Here is a 23199-nt window from a genome sequence, read left to right as displayed (position 1 = left end):
CCCCTTGCGGGGGAGATGTCCGGCAGGACAGAGGGGGGTGCTGTCCCGCCAGCCTGTCCGCTCGGTTAAGGGAAAGACGTGTCCGCTTTGTCCCTGAGGCGCCGACGCGCGGCATGACGGAAGGCCGTCGCTGATGGGTCACGACCTCGTTCCGCCCCGTCAGCGCCGCAACGCCAAATCGATGCGCCGTGTCATGACCGACGCAGAGCTGAAGCTGTGGAACGAGATCCGCGCGCATCGTTTGATGGGGCTTGGCTTCAAACGGCAGGTGCCGATCGGACCCTACATCGTCGATTTCGCCTGCCCGTCTCATCGCCTGATCGTCGAAGTGGATGGCAGCCAGCACGGGGAAGTAGAAAATCAGGCAAAGGACGCAGTGAGGTCGTCCTATCTCGAAGGTCGCGGCTGGACCGTCCTCCGCTTCTGGAACGACGACATCCTCCGCGATATCGACGGTGTCTGTCAGCATGTCGTCATCGCCGCCGGGGCTGGATCAACCGCAGGCCGCGACCGATGTTATGCTGGCGGCAGTCCCAGCGGAGGAGATTGATCCATGATCGACCACACCGGCATTTCCGTATCCGATTTCGACGCCTCGAAAGCCTTCTACGACCAGGCGATGGCGCCGCTCGGCGCCTCGCTGATCATGATGGTGCCGCAGGAGTTCACCGGCGGGGTGAAGGTCGGCGGCTACGGCCGTGAGCGGCCGACCTTCTGGCTGCACCAGGGCGACAAGCCGAAGGACCGGCAGCACATCGCCTTCACCGCGCGCAGCAGAGCCGAGGTCGACGGCTTCCATCAGGCCGCACTGGCCGCCGGGGGCAGGGACAATGGCGCGCCGGGCCTGCGGCCGCACTATCATCCCAACTATTACGGCGCCTTCGTCCTCGACCCGGACGGCAACAACATCGAGGCCGTCTGCCACGAGTTCGAGCCGGCCAGGGGGTGAGCGCGATGAGCCTCGACAACATCCCCCTGTATTCGGGCGGCTGCCAGTGCGGCGCGGTGCGGTTCCGCGTCGAGGGCGCGCTCGGCGACGCCTCGGTCTGCCATTGCCGCATGTGCCAGAAGGCGGCCGGCAATTTCTACCTGCCGCTGGTCTCGGTGCGCGGCGCAAAACTCATCTGGACGCGCGGCGCCCCGAAAAAATTCCGCTCGTCGAATTATGCCTCGCGAGGCTTCTGCGGCGACTGCGGCACGCCGCTCAGCTACGAGGCGCCGGACGGCGTGGCGCTCGCCATCGCCGCCTTCGACAAGCCGGAGGAGATCGCGCCGAAGATGCAGTGGGGCACCGAGGCGAAGCTGCCCTATGTCGACGCCGTCCCCGGCCTGCCCTGCGAGGAGACGATGGCCGACATCGGCGAGGCCCCGTTCCTGGCCGATCTCGTCTCCTACCAGCACCCCGACCACGACACCGACCGCTGGCCACCGGAGGATCGTCCATGAGCGCGCTTCCCCTTACCGGCGGCTGCCAGTGCGGCGCGGTGCGCTATGCCGTCGCCGACCCCGGCCAGGACGCCTATCTCTGCCACTGCCGCATGTGCCAGAAGGCGATGGGAAACTTGTTTTCCGCCATGATCGCCGTTTCACCCAAGGACGTGACCTGGACGCGCGGCCGGCCGGCGACGTTTCGCAGCTCCGACGCCGGCCAGCGCGGTTTCTGCGCCGCCTGCGGCACGCCGCTCTGCTACATCGGCGACCACGGCCATATGGCGATCACCATCGGCTCGCTCGACCATCCCGAGCGCCACAAGCCGAAGTCGCAGGACGGCATCCAGAGCCGCATGCCCTGGTTTGCCGAGCTGACGTCGGTGCGCGACGACGGCGAGACGGGCGGCGGGCCGGATGTCGACTGGGTGGTGGCTGTCCGGCGCAGCAATCGCCAGCATCCCGACCACGACACCGACCAGTGGCCCCCAGAAACCTCGAAGACGGAGGCAAGACCATGACCGACACCGTTCGAACCGGCGGCTGCCAGTGCGGCGCCGTGCGCTACCGCATCCGCGGCGAGCCCGGCCGAGCTTCCATCTGCCATTGCCGCATGTGCCAGAAACAGTTCGGATCGTTCTTCTCGGCACTGGTGACGGCGCCCAAGGACGGCGTCGAATGGGTGCGCGAGGAGCCGAGCTATTTCCGCTCGTCGGTGAACATCGACCGCGGCTTCTGCCAGCGCTGCGGCACGCCGATGACCTATCGCCATCCCGACGGGCTGGAGATCGCCATCGGCACCTTCGACGACCGCTCGGATCTGGCGCCAAAGATCCAGGTGAACCATGCCGCGCGGCTGCCCTGGGTGGACAAGATCTTCGAGGCGCCGGTGCATGACGACCCCGGCTACTACATGCGGCAGGAGCAGATCATCTCCTTCCAGCATCCCGACCACGAGACGCCGGTGTGGCCCGAACACGGACTGAAGCTGTGAGTGAAGCGTTGCGTAGCCTCTATCCCGAGATCGAGCCTTTCGAGACCGGTCTTCTCGACGTCGGCGACGGCCACACCGTCTATTGGGAGCGTGTCGGCACCAGGGGCGCCAAGCCGGCGGTGTTTTTGCATGGCGGCCCCGGCGGCACCATCTCGCCAAAGCATCGCCGCCTGTTCGATCCGGCACTTTACGACGTGGTCCTGTTCGACCAGCGCGGCTGCGGCAAGTCCACGCCGAACGCCTCGCTGGAGGCCAACACCACCTGGCACCTCGTTGCCGACATCGAGCGGCTGCGACAACTGTGCGGCTTCGAAAGCTGGCTGGTGCTCGGCGGCTCGTGGGGTTCCACGCTGGCGCTCGCCTATGCCGAGACGCATCCGGAGCGGGTGAGCGAGCTGGTGGTGCGCGGCATCTACACGCTGACCAAGGCCGAGCTCGCCTGGTATTATCAGTTCGGCGTCTCGGAAATGTTCCCGGACAAATGGGAGCGCTTCGTCGCGCCGATCCCCGAGGCCGAGCGCGGCGACATGATGGCGGCCTACCGCAGGCGGCTGACCGGCACGGACCGCAAGGCGCAGATCGAGGCGGCGCGCGCCTGGAGCCTGTGGGAAGGCGAGACGATCACGCTGCTGCCGGAGCCCGAGACCAGCGACAAGTTCGGCGAGGACGATTTCGCGTTGGCCTTCGCCCGCATCGAGAACCACTATTTCGTGCATGCCGGCTGGATGGAGGAGGGGCAGCTGCTGCGCGATGCGCACAAGCTCGCAGGCATTCCCGGCGTCATCGTGCACGGCCGCTACGACATGCCGTGTCCGGCGAAATATGCCTGGGCTTTGCACAAGGCCTGGCCGGATGCGGAGTTCTTCCTGGTCGAGGGCGCCGGCCATGCCTTCTCCGAGCCGGGCATCCTCGACCGGCTGATCGACGCGACGGACAGGTTTGCGGGCAGGACATCATGACATCTCTCGCCCCTTCGCACCCCCCTCTGTCCTGCCGGACATCTCCCCCGCAAGGGCGGAGATCGGCAGCTTCTACCCTGGCGACTGTCCTGCAACGCTGGCGATTGGCGAAAGCAAACCGGCCGGCTGATCTCCCCCCTTGCGGGGGAGATGTCCGGCAGGACGGAGGGGGGTGCGAAGGGGCGCCTACCGTCGGAAAACTGCAATGAAACGCGAACGCCTCACCCTCTTCGACACCACGCTGCGCGACGGCCAGCAGACGCCGGGCATCGACTTTTCCGTCGAGGACAAGATCGCCATCTCCGCCATGCTCGACCAGTTCGGCATCGACTATGTCGAGGGCGGCTACCCCGGCGCCAATCCGACCGACACCGCCTTCTTCGCCGACAAGCGCACGGCGAGGGCGAAGTTCGTCGCCTTCGGCATGACCAAGCGCGCCGGCGTGTCGGCCTCCAACGATCCCGGCCTCGCGGCACTGCTGCAGGCCAAGTCTGACGCCATCTGCTTCGTCGCAAAAAGCTGGGACTATCACGTGCGGCTGGCGCTCGGCTGCACCAACGAGGAGAACCTCGACGCCATCCGCGCCTCGGTCGAGGTCGCGCGCGCTTCGGCCAAGGAGGCGATGGTCGACTGCGAGCATTTCTTCGACGGCTTCAAGGCCAATGCCGACTATGCATTGGCCTGCGCCAAGACCGCGCTGGAGGCCGGCGCGCGCTGGGTGGTGCTGTGCGACACCAATGGCGGTACGCAGCCCTCGGAAATCCGCGACATCGTCGCAAAAGTGATCGCCGCCGGCATTCCCGGCGAAAACCTCGGCATCCACGCCCATGACGACACCGGCCAGGCGGTGGCGAACTCGCTGGCCGCCGTGGAGGCGGGCGTGCGCCAGATCCAGGGCACGCTGAACGGCATCGGCGAGCGCTGCGGCAACGCCAACCTGATCACGCTGATCCCGACGCTGATGCTGAAGCCCGCCTATGCCGACCGGTTCGAGACCGGCATCTCGGCCGAGGCGCTGGCCGGCATCTCGCGGCTGTCGCGCAATTTCGACGAACTGCTCAACCGCGCACCCGAGTCGCAGGCGCCCTATGTCGGCGCGTCGGCCTTCGCCACCAAGGCCGGCATCCACGCCTCGGCGCTGGTCAAGGACCCCAAGACCTACGAGCACGTGCCGCCGGAGGCGGTCGGCAACCGCCGCAAGGTCATGGTGTCCGACCAGGGCGGCAAGGCCAACTTCATCGCCGAGCTGAAGCGCCGCGGCATCGAGGTGCCGCGCGCCGACCACCGCCTGGATTCGCTGATCGCACAGGTCAAGGAGCGCGAGGCGGAGGGTTATGCCTATGAGGGCGCCGACGCCAGCTTCGAGCTTTTGGCCAGAAAGATCCTGCACGGCCTGCCGGAATTCTTCAGCGTCGCCTCCTTCCGCTGCATGGTCGAGCGCCGCTACGACGCCAACGGCAATCTGAAGACCGTGTCGGAGGCGATCGTCAGGGTGACCATCGACGGCGAGGAGAAGATGTCGGTGGCCGAGGGCCACGGCCCGGTCAACGCGCTCGACATCGCGCTGCGCAAGGATCTCGGCAAATACCAGCACGAGATCGCCGATCTCGAGCTCGCCGACTTCAAGGTGCGCATCCTCAACGGCGGCACCGAGGCGATCACCCGCGTGCTGGTCGAATCGCACGATTCCACCGGCGCGCGCTGGTGGACGGTCGGCGTGTCGGAGAACATCATCGACGCCTCCTTCCAGGCGCTGATGGATTCGATCGTCTTCAAGCTGATGAAGAACCGCGACATGGCCGGGCTGGTGGCGGCGGAGTAGCGGGCTTGGGTCTGTCGAGATTCAGGTCGGAACGAGGCGAAAATGGTGTTTTTCGAGAACCGGAGCGGAGTGTACGAATATGTACATGAGCACCGGAAGCGGAGAAAAACTCCATTTGCAGCCCGTTCTGGCCTGAATATCGACAGACTCTGGTCCATCACCGGAATTGCAGCGGTCCATCACAATTTTTGGATGGTGCTGACCGCCGCATGGGCGCATAGGGGCGCCCATGACCGTCGAAGCCCCGGCACAGGACCGCCACGCCGCCCAGCGCGGCTTCTTCTTCGCGCTCGCCGCCTACAGCTTCTGGGGCGTCCAGCCGATCTTCATGAAGATGCTGGCGCATATCCCCGCCGACGAGGTGGTGGCGCACCGCATCGTCTGGTCGGTGCCGATCGCCGGCGTCGTGCTGCTGCTGCTCGGCCGCACCGCCGACCTGAAGGCGGCGCTGCGCTCGCCTCGCACTCTGATCATGGCGGCGGTGACGGCGGCGCTGATCACCGTCAACTGGGGCATCTATGTCTGGGCGATCGCCGCCGACCGCGCCGTCGAGACGGCGCTCGGCTATTACATCAACCCGCTGGTCAGCGTGGTGATGGGCGCGGCGCTGCTCGGCGAGAAGCTGAGCCGGGCGCAGTTCGTCGCGGTCGGGCTGGCGGTGCTGGCGGTCGCCATCCTCACCGTCCAGGCGGGCGGCCTGCCCTGGGTGTCGCTGGCGCTGGCGCTCACCTTCGCCGTCTACGGCTATCTGCGCAAGACGCTGCCGATCGGCCCCAGCCAGGGGTTTTTCCTCGAAGTGCTGATCCTCTGCCTGCCGGCGCTGGGCTTCATCCTCTGGCTGCAGATGCACGGCGAGGGCCATTTCCTGGCCTCGCAGCCGGGCGACATCGCGCTGCTTCTGATATGCGGCCCCATCACCGCGACGCCGCTGCTGCTCTATGCCTTCGGCGCAAAGCTGCTGCGCTTCTCCACCATCGGCATCATGCAGTATATCGGCCCGTCGATCGTGCTTTTGATCGCCGTCTTCGTGTTCGGCGAGCCGTTCGGCGGGGTGCAGGCGGTGGCCTTCGGCCTGATCTGGGCGGCGCTCGCCATCTATTCGTGGTCGATGTTTTTCCGCCGGCAGGACAAAGGGCAGGGTTGAGGGGAAGCCATGTACACGCTGCACATCGCCAACAAGAACTATTCGTCCTGGTCGCTGCGGCCATGGGTGCTGATGCGCGTGCTCGGCATCCCGTTCGAGGAGCACCAGGTCGAATTCCCGACGGGGTCCAGCTTCACGCTGTTCCGCGCCTTCTCGCCGAACGGCCGCGTGCCCTGCCTGACTGATGACGGCTGGCCGGTCTGGGATTCACTGGCGATCGTCGAATATCTGGCCGAGCGCCATCCCGGCGTGTGGCCCGAGGACGCGAAGGCGCGGGCCTGGGCGCGCTCGGCGGTGGCGGAAATGCACTCCAGCTTCACCGCGCTGCGCAACGACTGCCCGATGAATTGCGGCGTGCGCGTCCGCCCGAAGGAGAAGTCGGCGGCGCTGAAGCAGGATCTCTTCCGCCTCTCCGACCTCTGGAACGACGGCCTTGCGCGCTTCGGCGGGCCGTTCCTCGCCGGCCCGGCCTTCACCGGCGTCGACGCCTACTTCGCGCCCGTCGCCTTCCGCGCGCAATCCTACGGGTTGACCTTTGAAGGCGCCGCTGCGGATTATCCGGCCCGGCTGCTCGGCCTGCCGGCGATGCGCGACTGGTATGCCGCCGGCCTTGCCGAGACCTGGCGCGAGCCCGACCACGAGGCCGAGACCCTTGCTGCCGGCGAGATCGTCGAGGATTTTCGGGCGACGACGTAGCGGCCGCTTGTCGGGCGAGCCTCGAAAGACCCACCAGAGCCGCGGAGCGACCAGCCCCGCTACCTCCCGTCGCCCAGCCTTCGCACCAGATACAGCGTCGTCCCCGCGACGATGAGCGACAGCAGCGTCACGATCCAGAAGCCGGCGGTCTCGTTGAGGAAGGGCAGGCCGCCGACATTCATGCCGAACAGGCCGGAGATGATGGTCATCGGCAAAAGCACGGCGGTCATGACCGACAGCAGGTAGAGCAGCCGGTTGGTCTGCGCCGTCAGCTTGGCCATCAGCTCGTCCTGCAGCAGCCTGGCGCGGCCCTGCAACTGCTCGCTGTCGTGGTTGAGTGCGAAGGACTGGTGCGACAGCCGCGCCGCCATGTCGGCCATTGCCGGCGGCAGGTCGTCGTGATGCGACTGGTCGAGATGGCGGAACAGGCTGGTCAGCGTCGCCATTTGGCGGTGGATGACCACGAGCTTGCGGCGGACCTCGACGAGCGACTGGCGCTCGTTGTGCCAGGAATCGCAGACGATGCGGTCCTCGATGCCGTCGAGTTGCTCGCCGAGGCCGGCAAGCTCCCTGGCCATGCCGTCGAGCGACTGGCTCATCACCGCCTCGATCAGCTCGGCCGGCGAGCGGAACGGCCGCGCGCGGCCGTCGATCTTGGCGCGCACGGCATCGACCGAGCGCAGCGGCTGCTTGCGCGCGCCGATCAGCATCCGCTCGTTGAAGGCGAAGCGGAAATGGCCGAGGCCGCGCGCCTCGTTGGAATAATCGTGCCGCAGGTCGGGCAGGTCGCCATGGAGCCAGCCGTCCTCGAGGTCGATGTGGCAGGCATGGCCGGACGACAGGAACGCGTCGCGCACCGGCGCGGGCAGGGCGGCCTCGGCAGCGATCTCCTTGCGGGCGCGCAGGTCGCCGATGTCGTAGCTGCGCCACGACCAGCCGCCGTTGGCACTGCCCTGCGCGGCGAAGCCGGCGGCATCAAAACGGTAGGTGAAGAACAGGCCGTGCTCGTCGGGCACATGGCCGGACAGCGGTGCGGGCTGGGATTTTACGATGTCGTCCATGGCGGCAGCCCGCTTTTCCCGTCGCTTTCCCTATAACACGACTGCGCCGCCGGCGTGACAGGACGACGTTCGATCACATCTTGTCGATCACCGCCTGCACGCCGTCGGTCGGCGCATCGACGCCGGCACCCTCGACCAGGATCCCCGGCACGATCGCCTCGACCTTGTCGATCACCAGCGGCTGCACTAGGTGCCCGGTGTGGATGAAGCCCTCGGCGCGCATATGGTCCATCAGCGCCAGCATCGGTGCCCAGAAGCCCTCGATATTGGCGAAGACGATGGGCTTGCGGTGGTGGCCGAGCTGCGCCCAGGTCATGATCTCGACGATCTCCTCGACCGTGCCGATGCCGCCCGGCAGCGCCACGAAAGCGTCGGACTGCTCGAACATCCTGTGCTTGCGCTCATGCATGTTCTCGGTGACGATCAGCTCGTCGAGCCGGTCGAGGCCCGCCTCGGTCGCCTCGCGGTTGAGCAGGAAGCGCGGTATGATGCCGGTCACCTTGCCGCCCGCCCGGAGCGCCCCGTCGGCGACGGCGCCCATGATGCCCTTGGTGCCGCCGCCGTAGATCAGCCGAAGCCCGGCTTGCGCCAGCGAGCGGCCGAGCGTGCGCCCCGCCTTCAGATACACTTCGCTGCGGCCGGGCGAGGAACCGCAGTAGACGCAGACGGATCGAATCGTGTTCATGCTGTGATTGGTTAGTATGTCGCCCGCGCCGGTCAAGGGAACAATGGGGCATTTCCTTGTCGGTGCCGTCAAAACACGCTAGACCCCCCTTAATTGGCTAATGGGCACGGGACTATGGTGACTCCGATCAAGGTGCTCCTGTTTCTGGCGGGAGGATCGGCTGCGGCCGCGACGACGGCCTATGTGGCGGGCGTGTTCGACCCCTATCTCAATCCGCCGGCAGCGGAAGCGCCGGCGCAGACGACGCCGAAGGTCGCGGCGCTGCCGCCGGCCGAGGCGCCGCAGGAGAAGGCCGCCGCGCCGGCTGCTGCTACGCCGCCGGCCGAGGTTGCGGCGCCGCAGCCGGAAGTGCAGGTTCCGTCCTTCGATCTGGTGCGCGTGCAGGGCGACGGCTCCATCGTGATCGCCGGCCGCGCCGCGCCGCAGGCTAGGGTCGAGGCGGTCATCGGCTCGCGCGTCATCGGCAGCGCGGTTGCGGGGCCCGACGGCGACTTCGCCATCGCGGTCGACCAGCCGCTGAAACCCGGCAACTACCAGATCGTGCTGCGCTCCACCGCGCCCGGCAATGTCGTGGCGACCTCGACCGAGACGGCCGTGGTTTCCGTCCCGGAGGCGCCGGACGGACAGGTGCTGGCGCTGGTCGAGGCGCCGGGAAAACCGGCTGAGCTGATCACCGTTCCCAAGCCGCGGCAGCCGAATGCGGAGGCGCCTGCGGCCCCCGCTGCCGGAACATCCGACACGACGGCCAAGCCTGCGACGGCAGCCAGGCCGGCGGAGGAGCAGCCCCCCGCCAAGCCCTTGGCACCCGACGGGAAGCCGGCTGTCACCGAGGACCAACCCGCCGCGGCCGGGGACAAACCTGCCACCAGCGAAGCTGCACCGGCGGAAGAGAAGCCGGCCGCTCCGGCCGGCGACCAGGTGGCCGCCGCGCCCAAACCCGCCCCGGCCCAGCCTCCTGTCGAACAGGCCGCCGGCGAGCCGCGCGTTGCCGTCGAGGCGGTGGAGATCGAGGGGCGGCGAATCTTCGTCGCCGGCTCGGCCGATCCCGGCCGGCTGCTGCGCGCCTATGCCAACGAGACCTTGCTCGGCCAGACGACGGCCTCGCCTGCCGGCCGCTTCCTGGTCGAGGCCGAGCGCGACCTGCCGGTCGGCGACTACATCATCCGCGTCGATGCGCTCGAGCCGAACGGTTCCAAGGTCCTGGCGCGCGCCGCCGTGCCGTTCGAGCGCGAGGCCGGCGAGAACATCGCCGCCGTGGCGCCGCATATGCCGCGGGCCGAGCAGGCCCCGGCCGCCGGGGCCAAGCCCGGCGACAAGCCTGCCGCTGCGGCCGCGAGCGAGCAGGCCGCGCAGACCGGGACGGTGCAGCCGCAGGCGCCCGCCGCCACTCCGGCCGAGACCGCGCCGGCTGCCGGCACGGCGGCTGAAACCGCTCCGCAAGCGCCTGCCGCCGCGCAGCCGCAGGCGCCGGAGCAGCCGGCTGTCGCCGCCGACCCGGCCGAGCAGTCCGGCCAGCCTTCCGCCGCGCCGACGGAGGCCTTGGCTCCGAAGCTGCAGAGCGTCGACGGCGCCGTCATCATCCGGCGCGGCGATACGCTGTGGCGCATCTCGCGGCGCGTCTACGGCTACGGCACGCGCTATTCGACCATCTACCTCGCCAACCAGGACCAGATCCGCGATCCCGACCTGATCCTGCCGGGTCAGGTGTTCAGCGTGCCGGAGCGTTCCGGCCAGGGCGAGAAGGCCGATATGACCCGCCTCGGCGCGCAGGCGGTTCCGCCTCCGGTCCGCCAGTAGCGGGCGGGGGCAGGCCGCGTGCGGCCGCATTCGTCGGCTGCCGTCACGCCCATACGGATGCAGGGGAATCGCATATGGAGTTACCCCCACCCCTAACCCCTCCCCTCAAGGGGGAGGGGGATCTTGCCGCAGTTGTGCCAGACTTGAATCGGTGACGATTTCGCTCGGCATGGCGGCCGCAAAGTCCCCCTCCCCCTTGAGGGGAGGGGTTAGGGGTGGGGGTAACCCGCCCGCCGACGCTTCCAGAACTTCCATATGCGATCGCCCTGCATACGGATGGCTTGCGGCTTGACCGGAGCGGCCGTTTGGCTGATGGTCGACGCCATGGCCGACAAGGACACCCATATTGTTTCCCGGTTCGCCGGCATCCCCAAAGGCGGGATGCCGGGATGTCGACCACGCTGACTGATCAGCTGTAATCGCCAACCCTGGCCTCGCCCCCGCGGACGAGGTTTTTTCGGTCTTGAAGGTGCCTCGTCCCGTCCGACACGATGGAGAATCCGATGGCACAGAACATCTACGACAACCCCGACTTCTTCGCCGGTTACAGCCGGATCCCGAGACAGGTGCGCGGCCTCGACGGTGCACCCGAATGGCCGGCCATCCGGGCGATGCTGCCGGCGCTCTCCGGCAAGCGCGTCGTCGATCTGGGATGCGGCTTCGGCTGGGCGTCGCGCTGGATGCGCGAGCAGGGCGCGGCCTCCGTGCTCGGCCTCGACCTGTCGGAGAACATGATCGGCCGGGCGAGGGCGGATACGCGCGATCCCGCAGTAGAATACCGCGTCGCCGATCTCGAGGTCCTGGACCTGCCGAAGGCGGCCTTCGACCTCGCCTACAGCGCGCTGACTTTTCACTACGTCGGGGATTTCGACCGCCTTGTCCGCGTGCTCCATCAGGCGCTGGTTCCCGGCGGGCATCTCGTGTTCACCATCGAGCATCCGATCTTCATGGCGGCGGTCCACCCGCACTGGTTCGCCGACGAGGACGGGCGCAAGACTTGGCCGGTCAATCGCTACTCCGTCGAAGGCGAGCGCCGGACCGACTGGTTCGCCAAGGGCGTGATCAAGCATCACCGGACCATCGGCACGACGCTCAACACGCTGATCCGCGCGGGCTTCGAGATTCTTGGCGTCGAGGAGTTCGCCCCGTCGCGCCAGCAGATCGCCCAGACGCCCGAACTGGCGGAGGAGTTGGAGCGGCCGATGATGCTTCTCGTCTCCGCGCGGCGATAGACCTCCGCCGCTGCGGACGATAAATGTCCGCTGCGGGGCGCAGGAACGGAAATTCCACCCGCCGCCTGCGCGGGGGAACACAAATCCTGAAATCGTCATTCGAGCAGTTGTCGATCCGCACTTCATCGTCTATCGTCGATGGACGATGAAGATGCTGTCGCCCGCCACGCCTGCCGAGTGCCTGCCCGCTGAGCGGCTGGCCGAGCGTCTCGGTGCGCTGTCGCATCGCAAGCGGATGGAGATTCTCCGGTATCTCGCCGCCAGCGACCGCTGCTGCTGCAAGGACGTGGTCGGACGGCTCGATCTCGCCCAGTCGACGGTGTCGCAGCACCTGAAGGTGCTGGTCGAAGCGGGCCTGGTCCGCGTCAAGCCCGACCGGCAGCGCTCCATCTACGAGATCGACCGCGCCGCACTCGCCGCCACCGCGCAAGGGGTCACGGCGTTGGTCGAGGCCTGCTGCGACGAGCCGCAGCCGGTCGGCTGCACGGAACCGCGCATCCGCGAGCTTTGAAAGAACCAAAATCCGACCGCGCGGTTTGGCCGTCGAAGGGGCGGAAGACAGGGAAGAAAAAATTGGCCGAAAAGACTGTCTCGGCGGACTCAGGTTCGACCCTGAAGACGCTCGTTCATCTCTGGCCCTATATGTGGCCGGACGAGCGCGCCGACCTGCGCGCCCGCGTGGTCTGGGCGACCTTCTACCTCATCGTCTCCAAGCTTGTGCTGGTCGCCGTGCCCTATTTCTTCAAATGGGCGACCGATGCGCTGGCCGGCGACGCGCACACGCCGCCGCCGCTGCCGGCCTTCCTGCTGGTGCCGGCGGCGCTGGTCATCGCCTATAACGTCGTGCGGCTGATCCAGGTGGGCTTGAACCAGTTGCGCGACGCGCTGTTCGCCAGCGTGGGCCAGTATGCTGTGAGAAAGCTCGCCTACAAGACCTTCGTGCACATGCACGACCTGTCGCTGCGCTTCCACCTGGAGCGCCGCACCGGCGGCCTGTCGCGCATCATCGAGCGCGGCGTGAAGGGCATCGAGACGATCGTGCGCTTCACCATCCTGAACACGCTGCCGACCGTCCTCGAATTCGCCCTGACGGCGGTCATCTTCGCCGTCGCCTATGGCTGGCTCTATGTCGTGGTCGTCGCCGTCACGGTGCTGCTCTACACCTGGTTCACGGTGTGGGCGAGCGACTGGCGCATCGCCATCCGCCGCGAGATGAACGACAGCGACACCGACGCCAACACCAAGGCGATCGATTCGCTGCTCAACTATGAGACGGTCAAATATTTCAACAACGAGCGCATGGAGGCACAGCGTTTCGACCGTTCCATGGCCCGCTACGAGGTCGCGGCGACAAAGACCTGGACGTCGCTCGGATGGCTGAATTTCGGCCAGGGTGCCATCTTCGGCGCCGGCATGCTGGTGATCATGCTGATGTCGGCGCGCGAGGTGGCGGCGGGCACGCAGACCATCGGCGACTTCGTCTTCGTCAACGCCATGCTGATGCAGCTTTCGGTGCCGCTCAACTTCATCGGCTTCATCTATCGCGAGATCCGCCAGGGCCTGACCGACATCGAGCAGATGTTCGACCTGCTCGACGTGCCGGCCGAGATCGAGGACAGGCCGGACGCCAGGCCGCTCGCCGTGGCCGAGGGCCGCGTCGAGTTTCGCGACGTGCACTTTTCCTACGATCCCAACCGCGAGATTTTGAAGGGCATCAGCTTCGAGGTGCCGGCCGGCAAGACCGTGGCGATCGTCGGTCCGTCGGGCGCCGGCAAGTCGACGATCTCGCGGCTGCTGTTCCGCTTCTACGACGTGCAGTCGGGAAAAATCCTGATCGACGGCCAGGACATCGGCGGCGTCACCCAGGAGAGCCTGCGCTCCGTCATCGGCATGGTGCCGCAGGACACGGTGCTGTTCAACGACACCATCGCCTACAACATCCGCTACGGCCGCTTCGACGCTTCGGCGGAGGACATCCGCCAGGCCGCCGACCTTGCCCAGATCGGCCCGTTCATCGAGCATCTGCCGGGCGGCTACGAGACCATGGTGGGCGAGCGCGGCCTGAAACTGTCGGGCGGCGAGAAGCAGCGCGTGGCGATCGCCCGCACCATCCTCAAGGCGCCGCCGATCCTGATGCTGGACGAAGCGACCTCGGCGCTCGATTCGCACACCGAGCAGGAGATCCAGGCGGCGCTCGACATGGTGAGCCGCGGCCGCACCACCATCGTCATCGCCCACCGCCTGTCGACGGTGATCTCGGCCGACGAGATCATCGTCCTGAAGGACGGCCGCATCGCCGAGCGCGGCCGCCACGCCGAACTGCTGGCGAAGGACGGGCTCTACGCTTCCATGTGGGCGCGCCAGCGCGAGGCGACGGAAGCCGAGGAGCGGCTGCGCATCGCCCGCGAGGGCGACGAATACGGCGTCATCACGCGCCGCCGCACACCCGAGGTGGGGTGATTTCCGTTTCATCGCCTCATCGAGGCCAGGACACTGCATAGGAAGTTACCCCCACCCCTAGCCCCTCCCCACAAGGGGGAGGGGGATCGGCTGGCCTCTGCGCCAGGCGCCAATCGCAGACGATTTCGCTCGGCTGGCTGCCGCAAAGTCCCCCTCCCCCTTGAGGGGAGAGGTTAGGGGGCGGGGGTAGGACGCGGCGAATTCATCGCCGTTTATTATGTAGATTGCCCTGCCACGACCTGGAGAAGATGCGCCGACCCCGAGCCTGTCGAGGGAGAGGCGGAGAAGGCAGATTCTTCTCCGCCCGCCATTCCGCTCAAGGCAGCCGGCTGCGCTCCGCCTGCCGATGCGCTTCCTGCGCCGCCTTGAGCTGCGCCTTGGTGTAGAGCAGCGCATGCGAGGCAAGATCGTGGCCGTCCTCCCAAAGATTGCGCCAGATGCCCAGAATGCCCTCCAGTGGCTGGCCGACGACGCGCGACGAAAAGCTCTCGAAGGTGATCGGCCCCTGATAGCCGGTCCGCACCAGCGCGCGGAACACGCCGGCGAGGTCGATCGAGCCGGAACCGAGATAGCCGCGGTGCGAATCGCCGGTGTGGAAATAGCCGATGTAATCGCCGGTCTCGGCGATGGCCGCGCCGATGTCGGATTCCTCGATGTTCATGTGATAGACGTCGAGATGCACCTTGACGTTTGGCGCGCCGATCCGCTTGCACAGCTCCACGCCCTGCGAGGCGGTGTTCAGCACGTTGGATTCGTAGCGGTTGACCACTTCGAGCCCGATCGTGATGTCGCTGCGCGCCGCGATCTCCGCGACCTCGCCAAGCACGTCGACGGCCATCGCCAGGCCCGCCGCGGTGGTCGGCACGCTGTATTTCTGGAAGGCCGAATAGAGGATGCCGCAGACATGCGTGGCGCCGGTGTCGCGGGCGAGCGTCAGCGCGTCCTCCAGGCGCTTCCTGCCGCGCGCCGCCTTCTCCTTGTCGCCGCTGGAGATGTCGGTGTCGGAGTCCAGTCCCAGGGAAAAATTTATGCCGATGCAGTTCTTTTCGAGCTGGCGGCGGGTGAAGTCTATGTCAAACGAGCGCGGATCGAGGGCCGAAGCCTCGATGAAGTCGTAGCCGACCTCGGCGGTCTTGGCGATCGCCCGCGCGCACTCGTCATTGCTCCATCCGGCTTCCCAGACGAGAGCGTGGACGCCCAGCTTGTTGCTCATGTCTTTTCTCCTCCTGCGTGCAATGTCCTAGCTGTGCCCCGGCGCGGAGTCACGAAGCCTGCTTCATTTTTCCGATGATCTCGGCCATCAGCGCAAGATCGCGACGCGAATCCGCCAGGTCGGTCGCCGGCTTGGTGCCGTCGTGGATATGCCGGTGGAAGACTTCCAACTCGTTGGAGAAGGCGTCGCCGTAGAGCGGGCCGAACGTCCTCGTAACCGGCCCGGCGGCCCCGCTCTCGGTCACTTCCAGGCGCGTCGGCAGGCTGCGGATATAGGGTGTGTCGTAGATGATGCGCACCCGCTTGGTGTTCGACCGCACCTCGATCATCGCGTCGAACAGCCCGAGATCGTCGACCACCGCGTCGTAATAGGCGGCGAAATGCCCATAATCGAAGGTGACGCCGGTGTTGGCGCCGCCATTGGTGCGGTGCGCCGCCACCACGCGCACTGGCTCGCCCAGCAGCCCGCGCATCGCCGAGATGTGGTGCGAGCTCAGCGCGGTGAGGCCTCGATAGGCGCGCACCAGGTCGGCCGGCGCATCGGCGCCCACCACCTCGCGGATCAGCGCCTCGCGCTCGCGGGCGCCGCGCGCCAGCAGGTCCGGATCGATGTCGGTGGGATAGAGGATGTCCTGGCTCTTCTTGAGAAAATGCCGTCCCTCGGAAATCAGGTCGAAGATGCGCACATGGGTGATGTCACCGAAGGCCGGCAGTTCCTCCCTGGCCGCCAGATAGGCCGGGGCATAGCGCCGCATGTAGCCGACGAAGATGGTCTTGGCATAGGTCGACGAGAGCTCCAGCAGCTCGTCGATCTCCCGCACCGTCAGGCAGGCGGGTTTTTCGAGAAGAACATGCTTGTCGGCCCGGATGGCGGCGCGCACGAAGCGGCTGTGCGTCTCGTCGGAGGAGAGGATGAAGACCGCGTCGATGTCCGGCGAGCCGATCAGCGCCTCGGCGGACTCGAAAGCTTTTGCCGTCGGATATTCGGCGCTGCATCGCGCCACCAGGCTTGGCGAGACGTCATAGACGCCGGCGATCTGCCAGCGGTCGCGCTGGTCGGCGAGCACCGGCAGGTGGATCGACTGGGCGACTTCGCCGAGGCCCACAAGGCCGACACGGATCACGGACATTCTTTTTTGCTCCCAGGCATATTTTCTGGTCGGGCATTGAACGAACCGGCGGCGTGTCCCGCCGCCGGCAGGGGGAAGAGGTTTGTCAGGCGGCGCCGGTGACCAGCGCGACGAGTTCGTTGCCGGTCGTCTCGGCGGACTGGACCGTGGCGACCACGCGGCCGGCGCGCATCACCCAGATACGGTCGGACAGGCGCCGTACCTGGTCGAAATTGTGGCTGACCAGGATGACGCTGACGGCCTGCTCGCGCAGCCGCCGGATCAGCGCCTCGACATTGGCGGTCTCCTGCACGCCGAGTGCCGCGGTCGGCTCGTCCATCACCACCACCTTGGCGCCGGAGCCGACGGCGCGGCAGATCGAGATCGCCTGCCGCTGCCCGCCCGACAGGCGGCGCACGCGCGCCGAGACCGACGGCACGTTGATCGAAAGGCGCGACAGCATGGCGCGCGCCTCGCGCTTCATGGCGGGCCTGTCGAGCAAAGCGAGCGGCCCGAACCGGCGGACGATCTCGCGGTTCAGGAACAGGTTCTGGACGACGGTCAATTCGTCGATCAGCGACAGGTTCTGGTGGACCGTCTCGATGCCGGCCTTGCGCGCCTCGTCGGGATTGGCGAACGGGTGCCGCTGTCCGTCGAAGAAGATTTCCCCTTCGTCCGGCACGTTGACGCCGACCAGGCAACGGATCAGCGTCGATTTGCCGGCACCGTTGTCGCCGATGACCGCGGTGACCTCGCCGCCGCGGGCCTCGAAGCTGACGTCGGAGAGCGCCCGCACGCCGCCGAAATGCTTGCTCAGGCCCTTGCAGGCGAGGATCGCTTCGGAAGACGGTTCGCCGATCATCGCTGATACCGCATGATCAGGGCCGCCAGCACCACGATGGCGCCCACCGCCAGGGGTTGGTAGAAGGCCGAGACGCTGAGCAGGGTCAGGCCGTTGACCAGCGCGGTCAGCATCAGCGCGCCGATCGCCGGACCGAGTATGCTGGCGCGGCCGCCGAAAAGGCTGACGCCGCCCAGCACCACCGCGGCCACCGAATTTAGGAGCAGGCTGGTGTTGATGAGGGGTTCGGCCGAGCCGATGCGCGCCACCAGCAGCAGCGAGGCGATGCCGGCGCAGAAGCCGGAAATCGTATAGGCGGCGATCTTGATGCGGTTGGTGCGGATGCCCAGCGAATGGGCGCTTTCGGCCTGGCCGCCGGTCGCCAGCAGATGCACGCCGAAGCGGGTGTGGAACAGCGCGACATGGGCGGCGAGCACCACGCCCGCCGCCACCCAGACCGGATAGCCGAACGGACCGAACGATCCCGACGCCAGTTTCAGCAGAAACGGGCTGCCGACCATGGTCGGCTCGCCGCCCGACAGGATCAGGCCGAGGCCGGTGATGGCGGAAAGCGTGCCCAGCGTCACCACGAAATCGGGAATTTTGCCGACGGTGATCAGCACGCCGTTGAGCAGGCCGACCGCGCTGGTGGCGGCGACCGCGAGCACGCAGGCCGCAAAAATGCCCCAGCCGGCGGCATGCGCGAGGCCGAGCACGATGGCACCCAGCATGACGGCGGCGGCCAGCGACAGGTCGATGCCCGATGTCGCCACCACGAATGTCTGGCCCGTCGCCAGCACCACCAGGATAGCCGCCGCCAGCAGCACTGCCTGCAGATTGGCGACGCTGAGAAATATCGGCTGGGCGATGCCGAACACGATGACCAGCCCGACCAGGCCGACGACCGAGGCCCAGTCGGCCCAGAAGGACAGATCGGTGAGGAGAGCCGTCAGGGAGGTACGGCTCTCCTCGGTCGCGCCCGCCTTTTGAACGGGCGCGTTGTCGGCGGGATTGTTCACTTCAGCATCTCGCGGAAGGGATCGGGATAGTCGCCGCCGGGACGCGGGAAGTTCTTGAGCGAGGCTTCGGCATTGTCCTTGTTGATCAAAAGCACGGGCGCGTCGACCTTGGCGGGCAGGGTGTTGCCCTTGGCCGCCGCGACGCAGGCTTCCACGCCCATCGCGCCGACCACGAACGGATATTGCGCGACGGTTGCCGAGAGCTCGCCGGCGGCGACGGACTTCAGCGCGTCGACGATGCCGTCGAGCCCGATCACCTTGACGTCCTTGCCTGATGTCTGCACGGCGCGCTGGATGCCGAGCGCCATGATGTCGTTGGCGGCGAAGAAACCGGCGAGGTCGGGATGCGCGGCGAGGATGTCGGTGGCGGCCGTCAGCGCCTTCTCGCGGTCCCAGTCGGCGCTGACCTCCACGGCCACCTCGAGCTTGCCTTCGACGGCCTGCTTGAAACCCTTGATGCGGGCGTTGCTGCCGACGTCGCCGACGATGCCGGCGACCAGCGCGACCTTGGAGCCGGCGGGGACGAGCTTCAGCATTTCCTCGCCGGCGAGCACGCCCGCGGCGACATTGTCGGTGCCGATATAGGTGGTGACGGCGAAGCCCGCCGCCTTGGCCTGCTCGGGGTCGATGCTGCTGTCGATGTTGACGATCGGCGCCTTCTTCTGCGCGACCGGCACCAGCGCCTGCACGAGGTTGGAGACGCTGATCGGGTTGACCAGGTAGCAGCCGAAATCCTGCAGAGCCATGGCGGTCAGCTTGTCGGCCTGCCCCGTCGCGTCGCCCATGTTCTGCGCCGCCTGCACGGTCACGGCGGCGCCGATGGCCTTCGCCTGCTCCTCGATGCCCTGGTGCATGTACTGGAAGAACGGATTGTCGAGCCCCTTGATGATGGCCGCGACCTTGGTCCCGTCCTGGGCGTAGGCGGGCAGGGCGGCCAGCAGGCTGGCTCCGACGATCAGGTGATTGAATAAGCGCATCGTTTCTCCTCCTGTTTTATCTGCTTGTCGGCCGGTCGGTTGCGAACCGCCTTGGGCGGCTGCGGGCTGAAGGTGCTTCAAGGTTGAATGGAAAAGCGCCGTGGTCCGAACGTCCGCCATCGCAGCGGGCGGTGAACGGAAATTCCGTCATGTGGCGGAAAACTCGGACCGGCGGGCGGTCCTTCACGGTCTGAAGCCACTGTCTCCTCCCAAAGAGCCGGCTCGAATATCGCTTTCGCGTTTCCGCATGTTTGAGAAAAATTTTACGTGCGTCAATATAAAAATCTCTGCATAGCGATTTTTGGATACGCATGCGGAACGGCAAGGCGCAACCGACGACGGAGTGACGATCGGAAAGGAATCGAATGGAGAACGAACGATGGTCTGCTGGGCGTGATCCGGACCGGACCGGTCAGCTTGGCCGACGGACGAGAAGCGGGCCGATCCCGGCGCCGCTCGCCGCGGGCGCCGAACTCGGCGCCCGCGGCTTCGCTGCATCTATACGATGAAGAAGTCGTTGTTGGTGATGCCAAGCCCGGCCGTCAGCGTGGCAAACAGGACCGAGGCGCCGGCGGCGCTGCCGTTGGCGTCGTAGAACAGGTTGCCGGTATCGGTCTCGTAGATGATGCGCTGGGAGGCGGTCGTCGCCGTCCCGGCGGCGTTGGCGGTGAACTGCGCGGCACTCAGGACGCCCACGCCGACGATCGCGTTGAAGATCGCGTTCTCCAACTGGATCGTATCGTTGACGAAGTTGAAGTCGGTGATGTCGTCGACATTGGTGACGGCATTCAACGCGGTGTTGAACAGGAAGTTGTCGTTGTTTGCCCCGCCGGTCAGGCTGTCGTTGCCGGACCCGCCATTCACTGTATCGTTGCCGTTGCCGCCGTTGATGGTGTCGTTGCCGCCCCCGCCGGTCAGCGTATCGTTGCCGTTGCCGCCGAGGATGACATTGGCACCGTTGTTGCCGGTGAGATTGTCGCCGAAGGCCGAGCCGGTCAGGTTCTCGATCGAGTTGTAGGTGTCGCCGGCTGCCTCGCCGGCGTTCAGCGCGGCATTTGCCAGGTTGGCGGTCACGCCCGCGGCCGCCGTCTGGTAGGAGGCGGTATCGGAACCGGTGCCGCCGGAGTGCGTATCGGCGCCGACACCACCGATGAGCACGTCGTTGCCATTGTTGCCGAACAGGCCGTCATTGCCGCCAAGGCCGACGAGGATGTCGTTGCCGTCGCCGCCGAGGAGGCTGTTTGCGCCGTTGTTGCCGGTCAGCGTGTCGTTGAAGGCGGAGCCCGTAAGGCTCTCGATCGAGTTGTAGGTGTCGCCGGCGGCATCGCCGGTGTTGGCTGCGGGATTGGAGAGATTGGCGACGACGCCGGCCGCAGCGGTGGCATAGGAGGCGCGGTCGGAACCCAGGCCGCCGGAGAGGGTGTCCGCGCCGGCACCGCCGATCAGCACGTCATTGCCGTCCTGGCCGAACAGACCGTCGGCACCGTTGAGGCCGTCGACAACGTCGTTGCCCGCACCTGCGATGAGGCTGTTGATGCCGTTGGTGCCGGTCAGCGTGTCGTCGAAGGCCGAGCCGGTCAGGCTTTCGATGGAGTTGTAGGTATCTCCCGCGGCTTCGCCGGTGTTGGCGGCGGGGGTGGACAGGCTGGCAACCACCCCGGCCGCCGCATTGGCGTAGCTCGCCCGGTCGGATCCGGTGCCGCCCGACAGGTGGTCGTTGCCGAGACCGCCGTCGAGCACGTCGTTGCCGCCGGTGGCGAAGATCTCGTCGCGAACATTGGTTCCCCGGATGGTCTCGTTGTCGTTGTCGCCGAGCACGATCAGCCGGTCGAGCTCGCCGACGCCTGCGTTGAAATCGAACACCTGCAACTGCGAAAGGTCGACGCTTGTGTCGGTCAGCATTTCGACGCGGAACTTGTCCGGCGTGCCGTTGGCGCTGAAGTCGACGACCAGGTTGGCGGCGAGGCCGGCTCCGATCTGGTCGGCGCGGACGGTCACCGAGGTCGCCGGGCTCGGGAACTGTATCTCGATCTCCTCGATCGAGTTCACCGCCGTGTCGACGAGGCTGATGTCGCCCGTCGCCAGGATGCGGTCGAAGTCGGCGCCGCCGTCGATCGAGTCGCTGGTGAACGCATCCAGCCCGCCGCCCTGGAACGTGTCGTCGCCGGCATTGCCCGACGCCACGTCGCGCAGGCTGTCGACGATGATCGTGTCGGCGGCGGCGTCGCTGGTCGAGAAGCGGGTGGCCTGGCGGATCGAGCCGACGACGTCGCCAGTGGTCGAATCGGTGTGGAACGCCCCGATCTTGCCGTTGTTCATGGCGGCGATCGTGATCTCCGATTCGTTGTTGAACGAGCCGCCGACCGTAGAGTTTCCAAGTGCCGCGCCAGTGTTCTGATCGACGAGCGTGACTCTCGTGTCGGTGTCGCTGAACAGGTCGTCGGTGTAGGCGACCGCGATCATGCCGTTCGAAAGCACCGTGGCTGACGGCGCGGTTTCGTTCTGGGTGCTCTGCGTGATGTCGTCCCAGTCGAGGAATGTGCCGGCGGCGTCGAAGCGCGCGAGCGTGATGTCGATGTCCGTGCCGGACCAGCCATTGTCCTCGTAGGCGATGGCGAAGCCGCCATTGTCGAGCGCGACCACGCTGGCATTGCGGTTCACGGTGCCGAATGGGTCGAGCTGCGTCGGCGCCAACCGCACGGAGCCGTCGGCATTGTAGACGGCATACCACATCTCGTTGCTGGAGCCAATGTTCCGGTGCCAGGCGACGGCGAAGCCGCCGTCGTTGAGGCCGGCGACGCTCGGGTTCTGGTCATTGGCGCCACTGGCATCGACCGCGAAGTTCAAGAGCAGGTTGCCGTCGTTGTCGTAGATCCGGAGGTCCACGTCGTTGTCCGTGCCGCCGAAGAAATCCTGGATGGCGACGACGAAGCCGCCGCCGGCCAGGGCGGCCACTTCCGGATCGAGGACGTCTGGCCCGCCTTCGCCGATGCTGGTGTCGGCCCGCACGGTCGCGCCCGTGGTCGTGACGATGCGGAATGACATGTCGGTGCCGGTGTCCGAGAGCACGACGATGTTTCCGTTGCTGAGCTGGGTCACGGCCGCGTCGACGCCGGTGATGCTGAGCGCGTTTCCTGCAATGTCTCCGTCGGCCTCGAAGGTCGTGAGGTCGGCGTGCCCGGCATGATCGCCTACGACGACGACGCCGCCGTCGGACAGGCTGGCGGCGTCGGCACGACTCGTAATGAAGGAAGGATCGATGTTCTCGACGAAACCGAATGAATAGCTTGTGGTGATGGCCATGGATCGAAACTCCTGTTCTGATCAAGGTTGATCCGGATTGCGCGGCGCGCCCGGTCCCCGGGCCGGAATTGGCCGGTTCTCGCGCGGCAAGGGCAGGGCAACAGGCGGCCGTCGGGCGCGGCAAGATCCGCGCTCCGTCTCACGACCGCATCCAGATGAGCCCAGCCGAAACGACCACGGCAACGCGTCAGGTCTCCGGCCCGCGACACGATGGCGTTGGCAGTCCCGCATTACCCAAGGAGCGGACAGCTCAGCGGTCCGCACCGTGGGATGATTTTTGCAGATGTCTCCCGTTCCAGATGCTTGATACTTCAAGCGCCTGGTCTGTTGTTTACCATCTTGCCCCAGCGTCCACGTCTCGGGACGGGCGAAGCTCCAGTAGCAAGGGAGGGAGCCTCAAGATATTGGTTAAACAACTTTTCTTTTTTCTTACATTACGAAAGATATTATGTTCAGACAA

Annotated in this window: 21 protein-coding genes; 13 read left to right on the top strand and 8 right to left on the bottom strand. The window is 66.7% G+C overall.

Features of this window, described 5'->3' with window-relative positions:
- Nucleotides 1-133 precede the first annotated feature (133 nt).
- The 9 genes from AC5JDC_RS19100 (at nucleotide 134) to AC5JDC_RS19060 (ending at nucleotide 7043) form a co-directional block, all read left to right on the top strand.
- On the top strand, nucleotides 134-550 hold the full coding sequence (locus AC5JDC_RS19100; RefSeq protein ID WP_495843657.1) for an endonuclease domain-containing protein: 417 nt from the start codon (nucleotides 134-136) through the stop codon (nucleotides 548-550).
- 3 nt (nucleotides 551-553) lie between these two features.
- Nucleotides 554-949 carry a VOC family protein gene (locus tag AC5JDC_RS19095; protein WP_495843655.1) on the top strand — a complete coding sequence of 132 codons (396 nt, stop codon included), beginning with the start codon at nucleotides 554-556 and terminating at the stop codon, nucleotides 947-949.
- A 5-nt stretch (nucleotides 950-954) separates the two neighbouring features.
- Nucleotides 955-1446, top strand: coding sequence for a GFA family protein (locus tag AC5JDC_RS19090; RefSeq protein WP_495843653.1), 492 nt, complete (start codon nucleotides 955-957; stop codon nucleotides 1444-1446).
- A complete protein-coding gene (locus AC5JDC_RS19085; RefSeq protein ID WP_495843651.1) occupies nucleotides 1443-1949 on the top strand; it encodes a GFA family protein in 507 nt (168 codons plus the stop codon). Before AC5JDC_RS19090 ends, AC5JDC_RS19085 begins: the two co-directional genes overlap by 4 nt.
- On the top strand, nucleotides 1946-2422 hold the full coding sequence (locus AC5JDC_RS19080) for a GFA family protein (RefSeq protein ID WP_495843649.1): 477 nt from the start codon (nucleotides 1946-1948) through the stop codon (nucleotides 2420-2422). Before AC5JDC_RS19085 ends, AC5JDC_RS19080 begins: the two co-directional genes overlap by 4 nt.
- The gene (pip, locus tag AC5JDC_RS19075; RefSeq protein ID WP_495843646.1) at nucleotides 2419-3381 is read left to right on the top strand and encodes a prolyl aminopeptidase; all 963 of its coding nucleotides are present in this window, start codon (nucleotides 2419-2421) and stop codon (nucleotides 3379-3381) included. The genes AC5JDC_RS19080 and pip overlap by 4 nt, the downstream gene beginning before the upstream one ends.
- Before the next feature lie 205 nt (nucleotides 3382-3586).
- Nucleotides 3587-5203, top strand: a complete 1617-nt coding sequence (gene cimA / locus AC5JDC_RS19070; protein WP_495843644.1) for a citramalate synthase — start codon at nucleotides 3587-3589, stop codon at nucleotides 5201-5203.
- Nucleotides 5204-5432: 229 nt separating this feature from the next.
- The gene (gene rarD, locus AC5JDC_RS19065; protein ID WP_495843642.1) at nucleotides 5433-6347 is read left to right on the top strand and encodes an EamA family transporter RarD; all 915 of its coding nucleotides are present in this window, start codon (nucleotides 5433-5435) and stop codon (nucleotides 6345-6347) included.
- A gap of 9 nt (nucleotides 6348-6356) precedes the next feature.
- Complete coding sequence (locus tag AC5JDC_RS19060; RefSeq protein ID WP_495843639.1) at nucleotides 6357-7043, top strand: glutathione S-transferase family protein; 687 nt, start codon at nucleotides 6357-6359, stop codon at nucleotides 7041-7043.
- 59 nt (nucleotides 7044-7102) lie between these two features.
- On the opposite strand, the gene AC5JDC_RS19055 is transcribed toward AC5JDC_RS19060, so the two are convergent.
- Nucleotides 7103-8104, bottom strand: a complete 1002-nt coding sequence (locus tag AC5JDC_RS19055) for a transporter (RefSeq protein WP_495843636.1) — start codon at nucleotides 8102-8104, stop codon at nucleotides 7103-7105.
- Between the two features lie 73 nt (nucleotides 8105-8177).
- Complete coding sequence (locus AC5JDC_RS19050) at nucleotides 8178-8789, bottom strand: LOG family protein (RefSeq protein ID WP_106775686.1); 612 nt, start codon at nucleotides 8787-8789, stop codon at nucleotides 8178-8180.
- Nucleotides 8790-8903: 114 nt separating this feature from the next.
- On the opposite strand from AC5JDC_RS19050, the gene AC5JDC_RS19045 reads away from it, so the two are divergent.
- From AC5JDC_RS19045 to AC5JDC_RS19030, 4 genes are all read left to right on the top strand, one after another.
- On the top strand, nucleotides 8904-10586 hold the full coding sequence (locus AC5JDC_RS19045; RefSeq protein WP_495843632.1) for a LysM peptidoglycan-binding domain-containing protein: 1683 nt from the start codon (nucleotides 8904-8906) through the stop codon (nucleotides 10584-10586).
- Between the two features lie 503 nt (nucleotides 10587-11089).
- On the top strand, nucleotides 11090-11818 hold the full coding sequence (locus AC5JDC_RS19040; RefSeq protein ID WP_495843630.1) for a class I SAM-dependent methyltransferase: 729 nt from the start codon (nucleotides 11090-11092) through the stop codon (nucleotides 11816-11818).
- A 145-nt stretch (nucleotides 11819-11963) separates the two neighbouring features.
- The gene (locus AC5JDC_RS19035; protein ID WP_495843628.1) at nucleotides 11964-12329 is read left to right on the top strand and encodes an ArsR/SmtB family transcription factor; all 366 of its coding nucleotides are present in this window, start codon (nucleotides 11964-11966) and stop codon (nucleotides 12327-12329) included.
- Nucleotides 12330-12391: 62 nt separating this feature from the next.
- Nucleotides 12392-14278: an ABCB family ABC transporter ATP-binding protein/permease gene (locus AC5JDC_RS19030; RefSeq protein ID WP_495843626.1), complete on the top strand. Its 1887-nt coding sequence runs from the start codon at nucleotides 12392-12394 to the stop codon at nucleotides 14276-14278.
- Between the two features lie 316 nt (nucleotides 14279-14594).
- On the opposite strand, the gene AC5JDC_RS19025 is transcribed toward AC5JDC_RS19030, so the two are convergent.
- From AC5JDC_RS19025 to AC5JDC_RS19000, 6 genes are all read right to left on the bottom strand, one after another.
- Nucleotides 14595-15491 (bottom strand): sugar phosphate isomerase/epimerase family protein, encoded by an 897-nt coding sequence (locus AC5JDC_RS19025; protein ID WP_495843624.1) that lies wholly within the window; start codon nucleotides 15489-15491, stop codon nucleotides 14595-14597.
- A gap of 49 nt (nucleotides 15492-15540) precedes the next feature.
- Nucleotides 15541-16620, bottom strand: a complete 1080-nt coding sequence (locus AC5JDC_RS19020) for a Gfo/Idh/MocA family protein (RefSeq protein ID WP_495843622.1) — start codon at nucleotides 16618-16620, stop codon at nucleotides 15541-15543.
- Nucleotides 16621-16705: 85 nt separating this feature from the next.
- Nucleotides 16706-17461 (bottom strand): ATP-binding cassette domain-containing protein, encoded by a 756-nt coding sequence (locus AC5JDC_RS19015; RefSeq protein ID WP_495843621.1) that lies wholly within the window; start codon nucleotides 17459-17461, stop codon nucleotides 16706-16708.
- Nucleotides 17458-18459: an ABC transporter permease gene (locus AC5JDC_RS19010; RefSeq protein WP_495843618.1), complete on the bottom strand. Its 1002-nt coding sequence runs from the start codon at nucleotides 18457-18459 to the stop codon at nucleotides 17458-17460. Before AC5JDC_RS19010 ends, AC5JDC_RS19015 begins: the two co-directional genes overlap by 4 nt.
- The gene (locus AC5JDC_RS19005; protein WP_495843616.1) at nucleotides 18456-19436 is read right to left on the bottom strand and encodes a sugar ABC transporter substrate-binding protein; all 981 of its coding nucleotides are present in this window, start codon (nucleotides 19434-19436) and stop codon (nucleotides 18456-18458) included. Before AC5JDC_RS19005 ends, AC5JDC_RS19010 begins: the two co-directional genes overlap by 4 nt.
- Nucleotides 19437-19934: 498 nt before the next feature.
- On the bottom strand, nucleotides 19935-22739 hold the full coding sequence (locus tag AC5JDC_RS19000) for a beta strand repeat-containing protein (RefSeq protein WP_495843615.1): 2805 nt from the start codon (nucleotides 22737-22739) through the stop codon (nucleotides 19935-19937).
- Nucleotides 22740-23199: the final 460 nt, after the last annotated feature.

Source organism: Kumtagia sp. (genome assembly GCF_059502445.1).
This window is presented reverse-complemented; position numbering and strand designations above follow the sequence as displayed.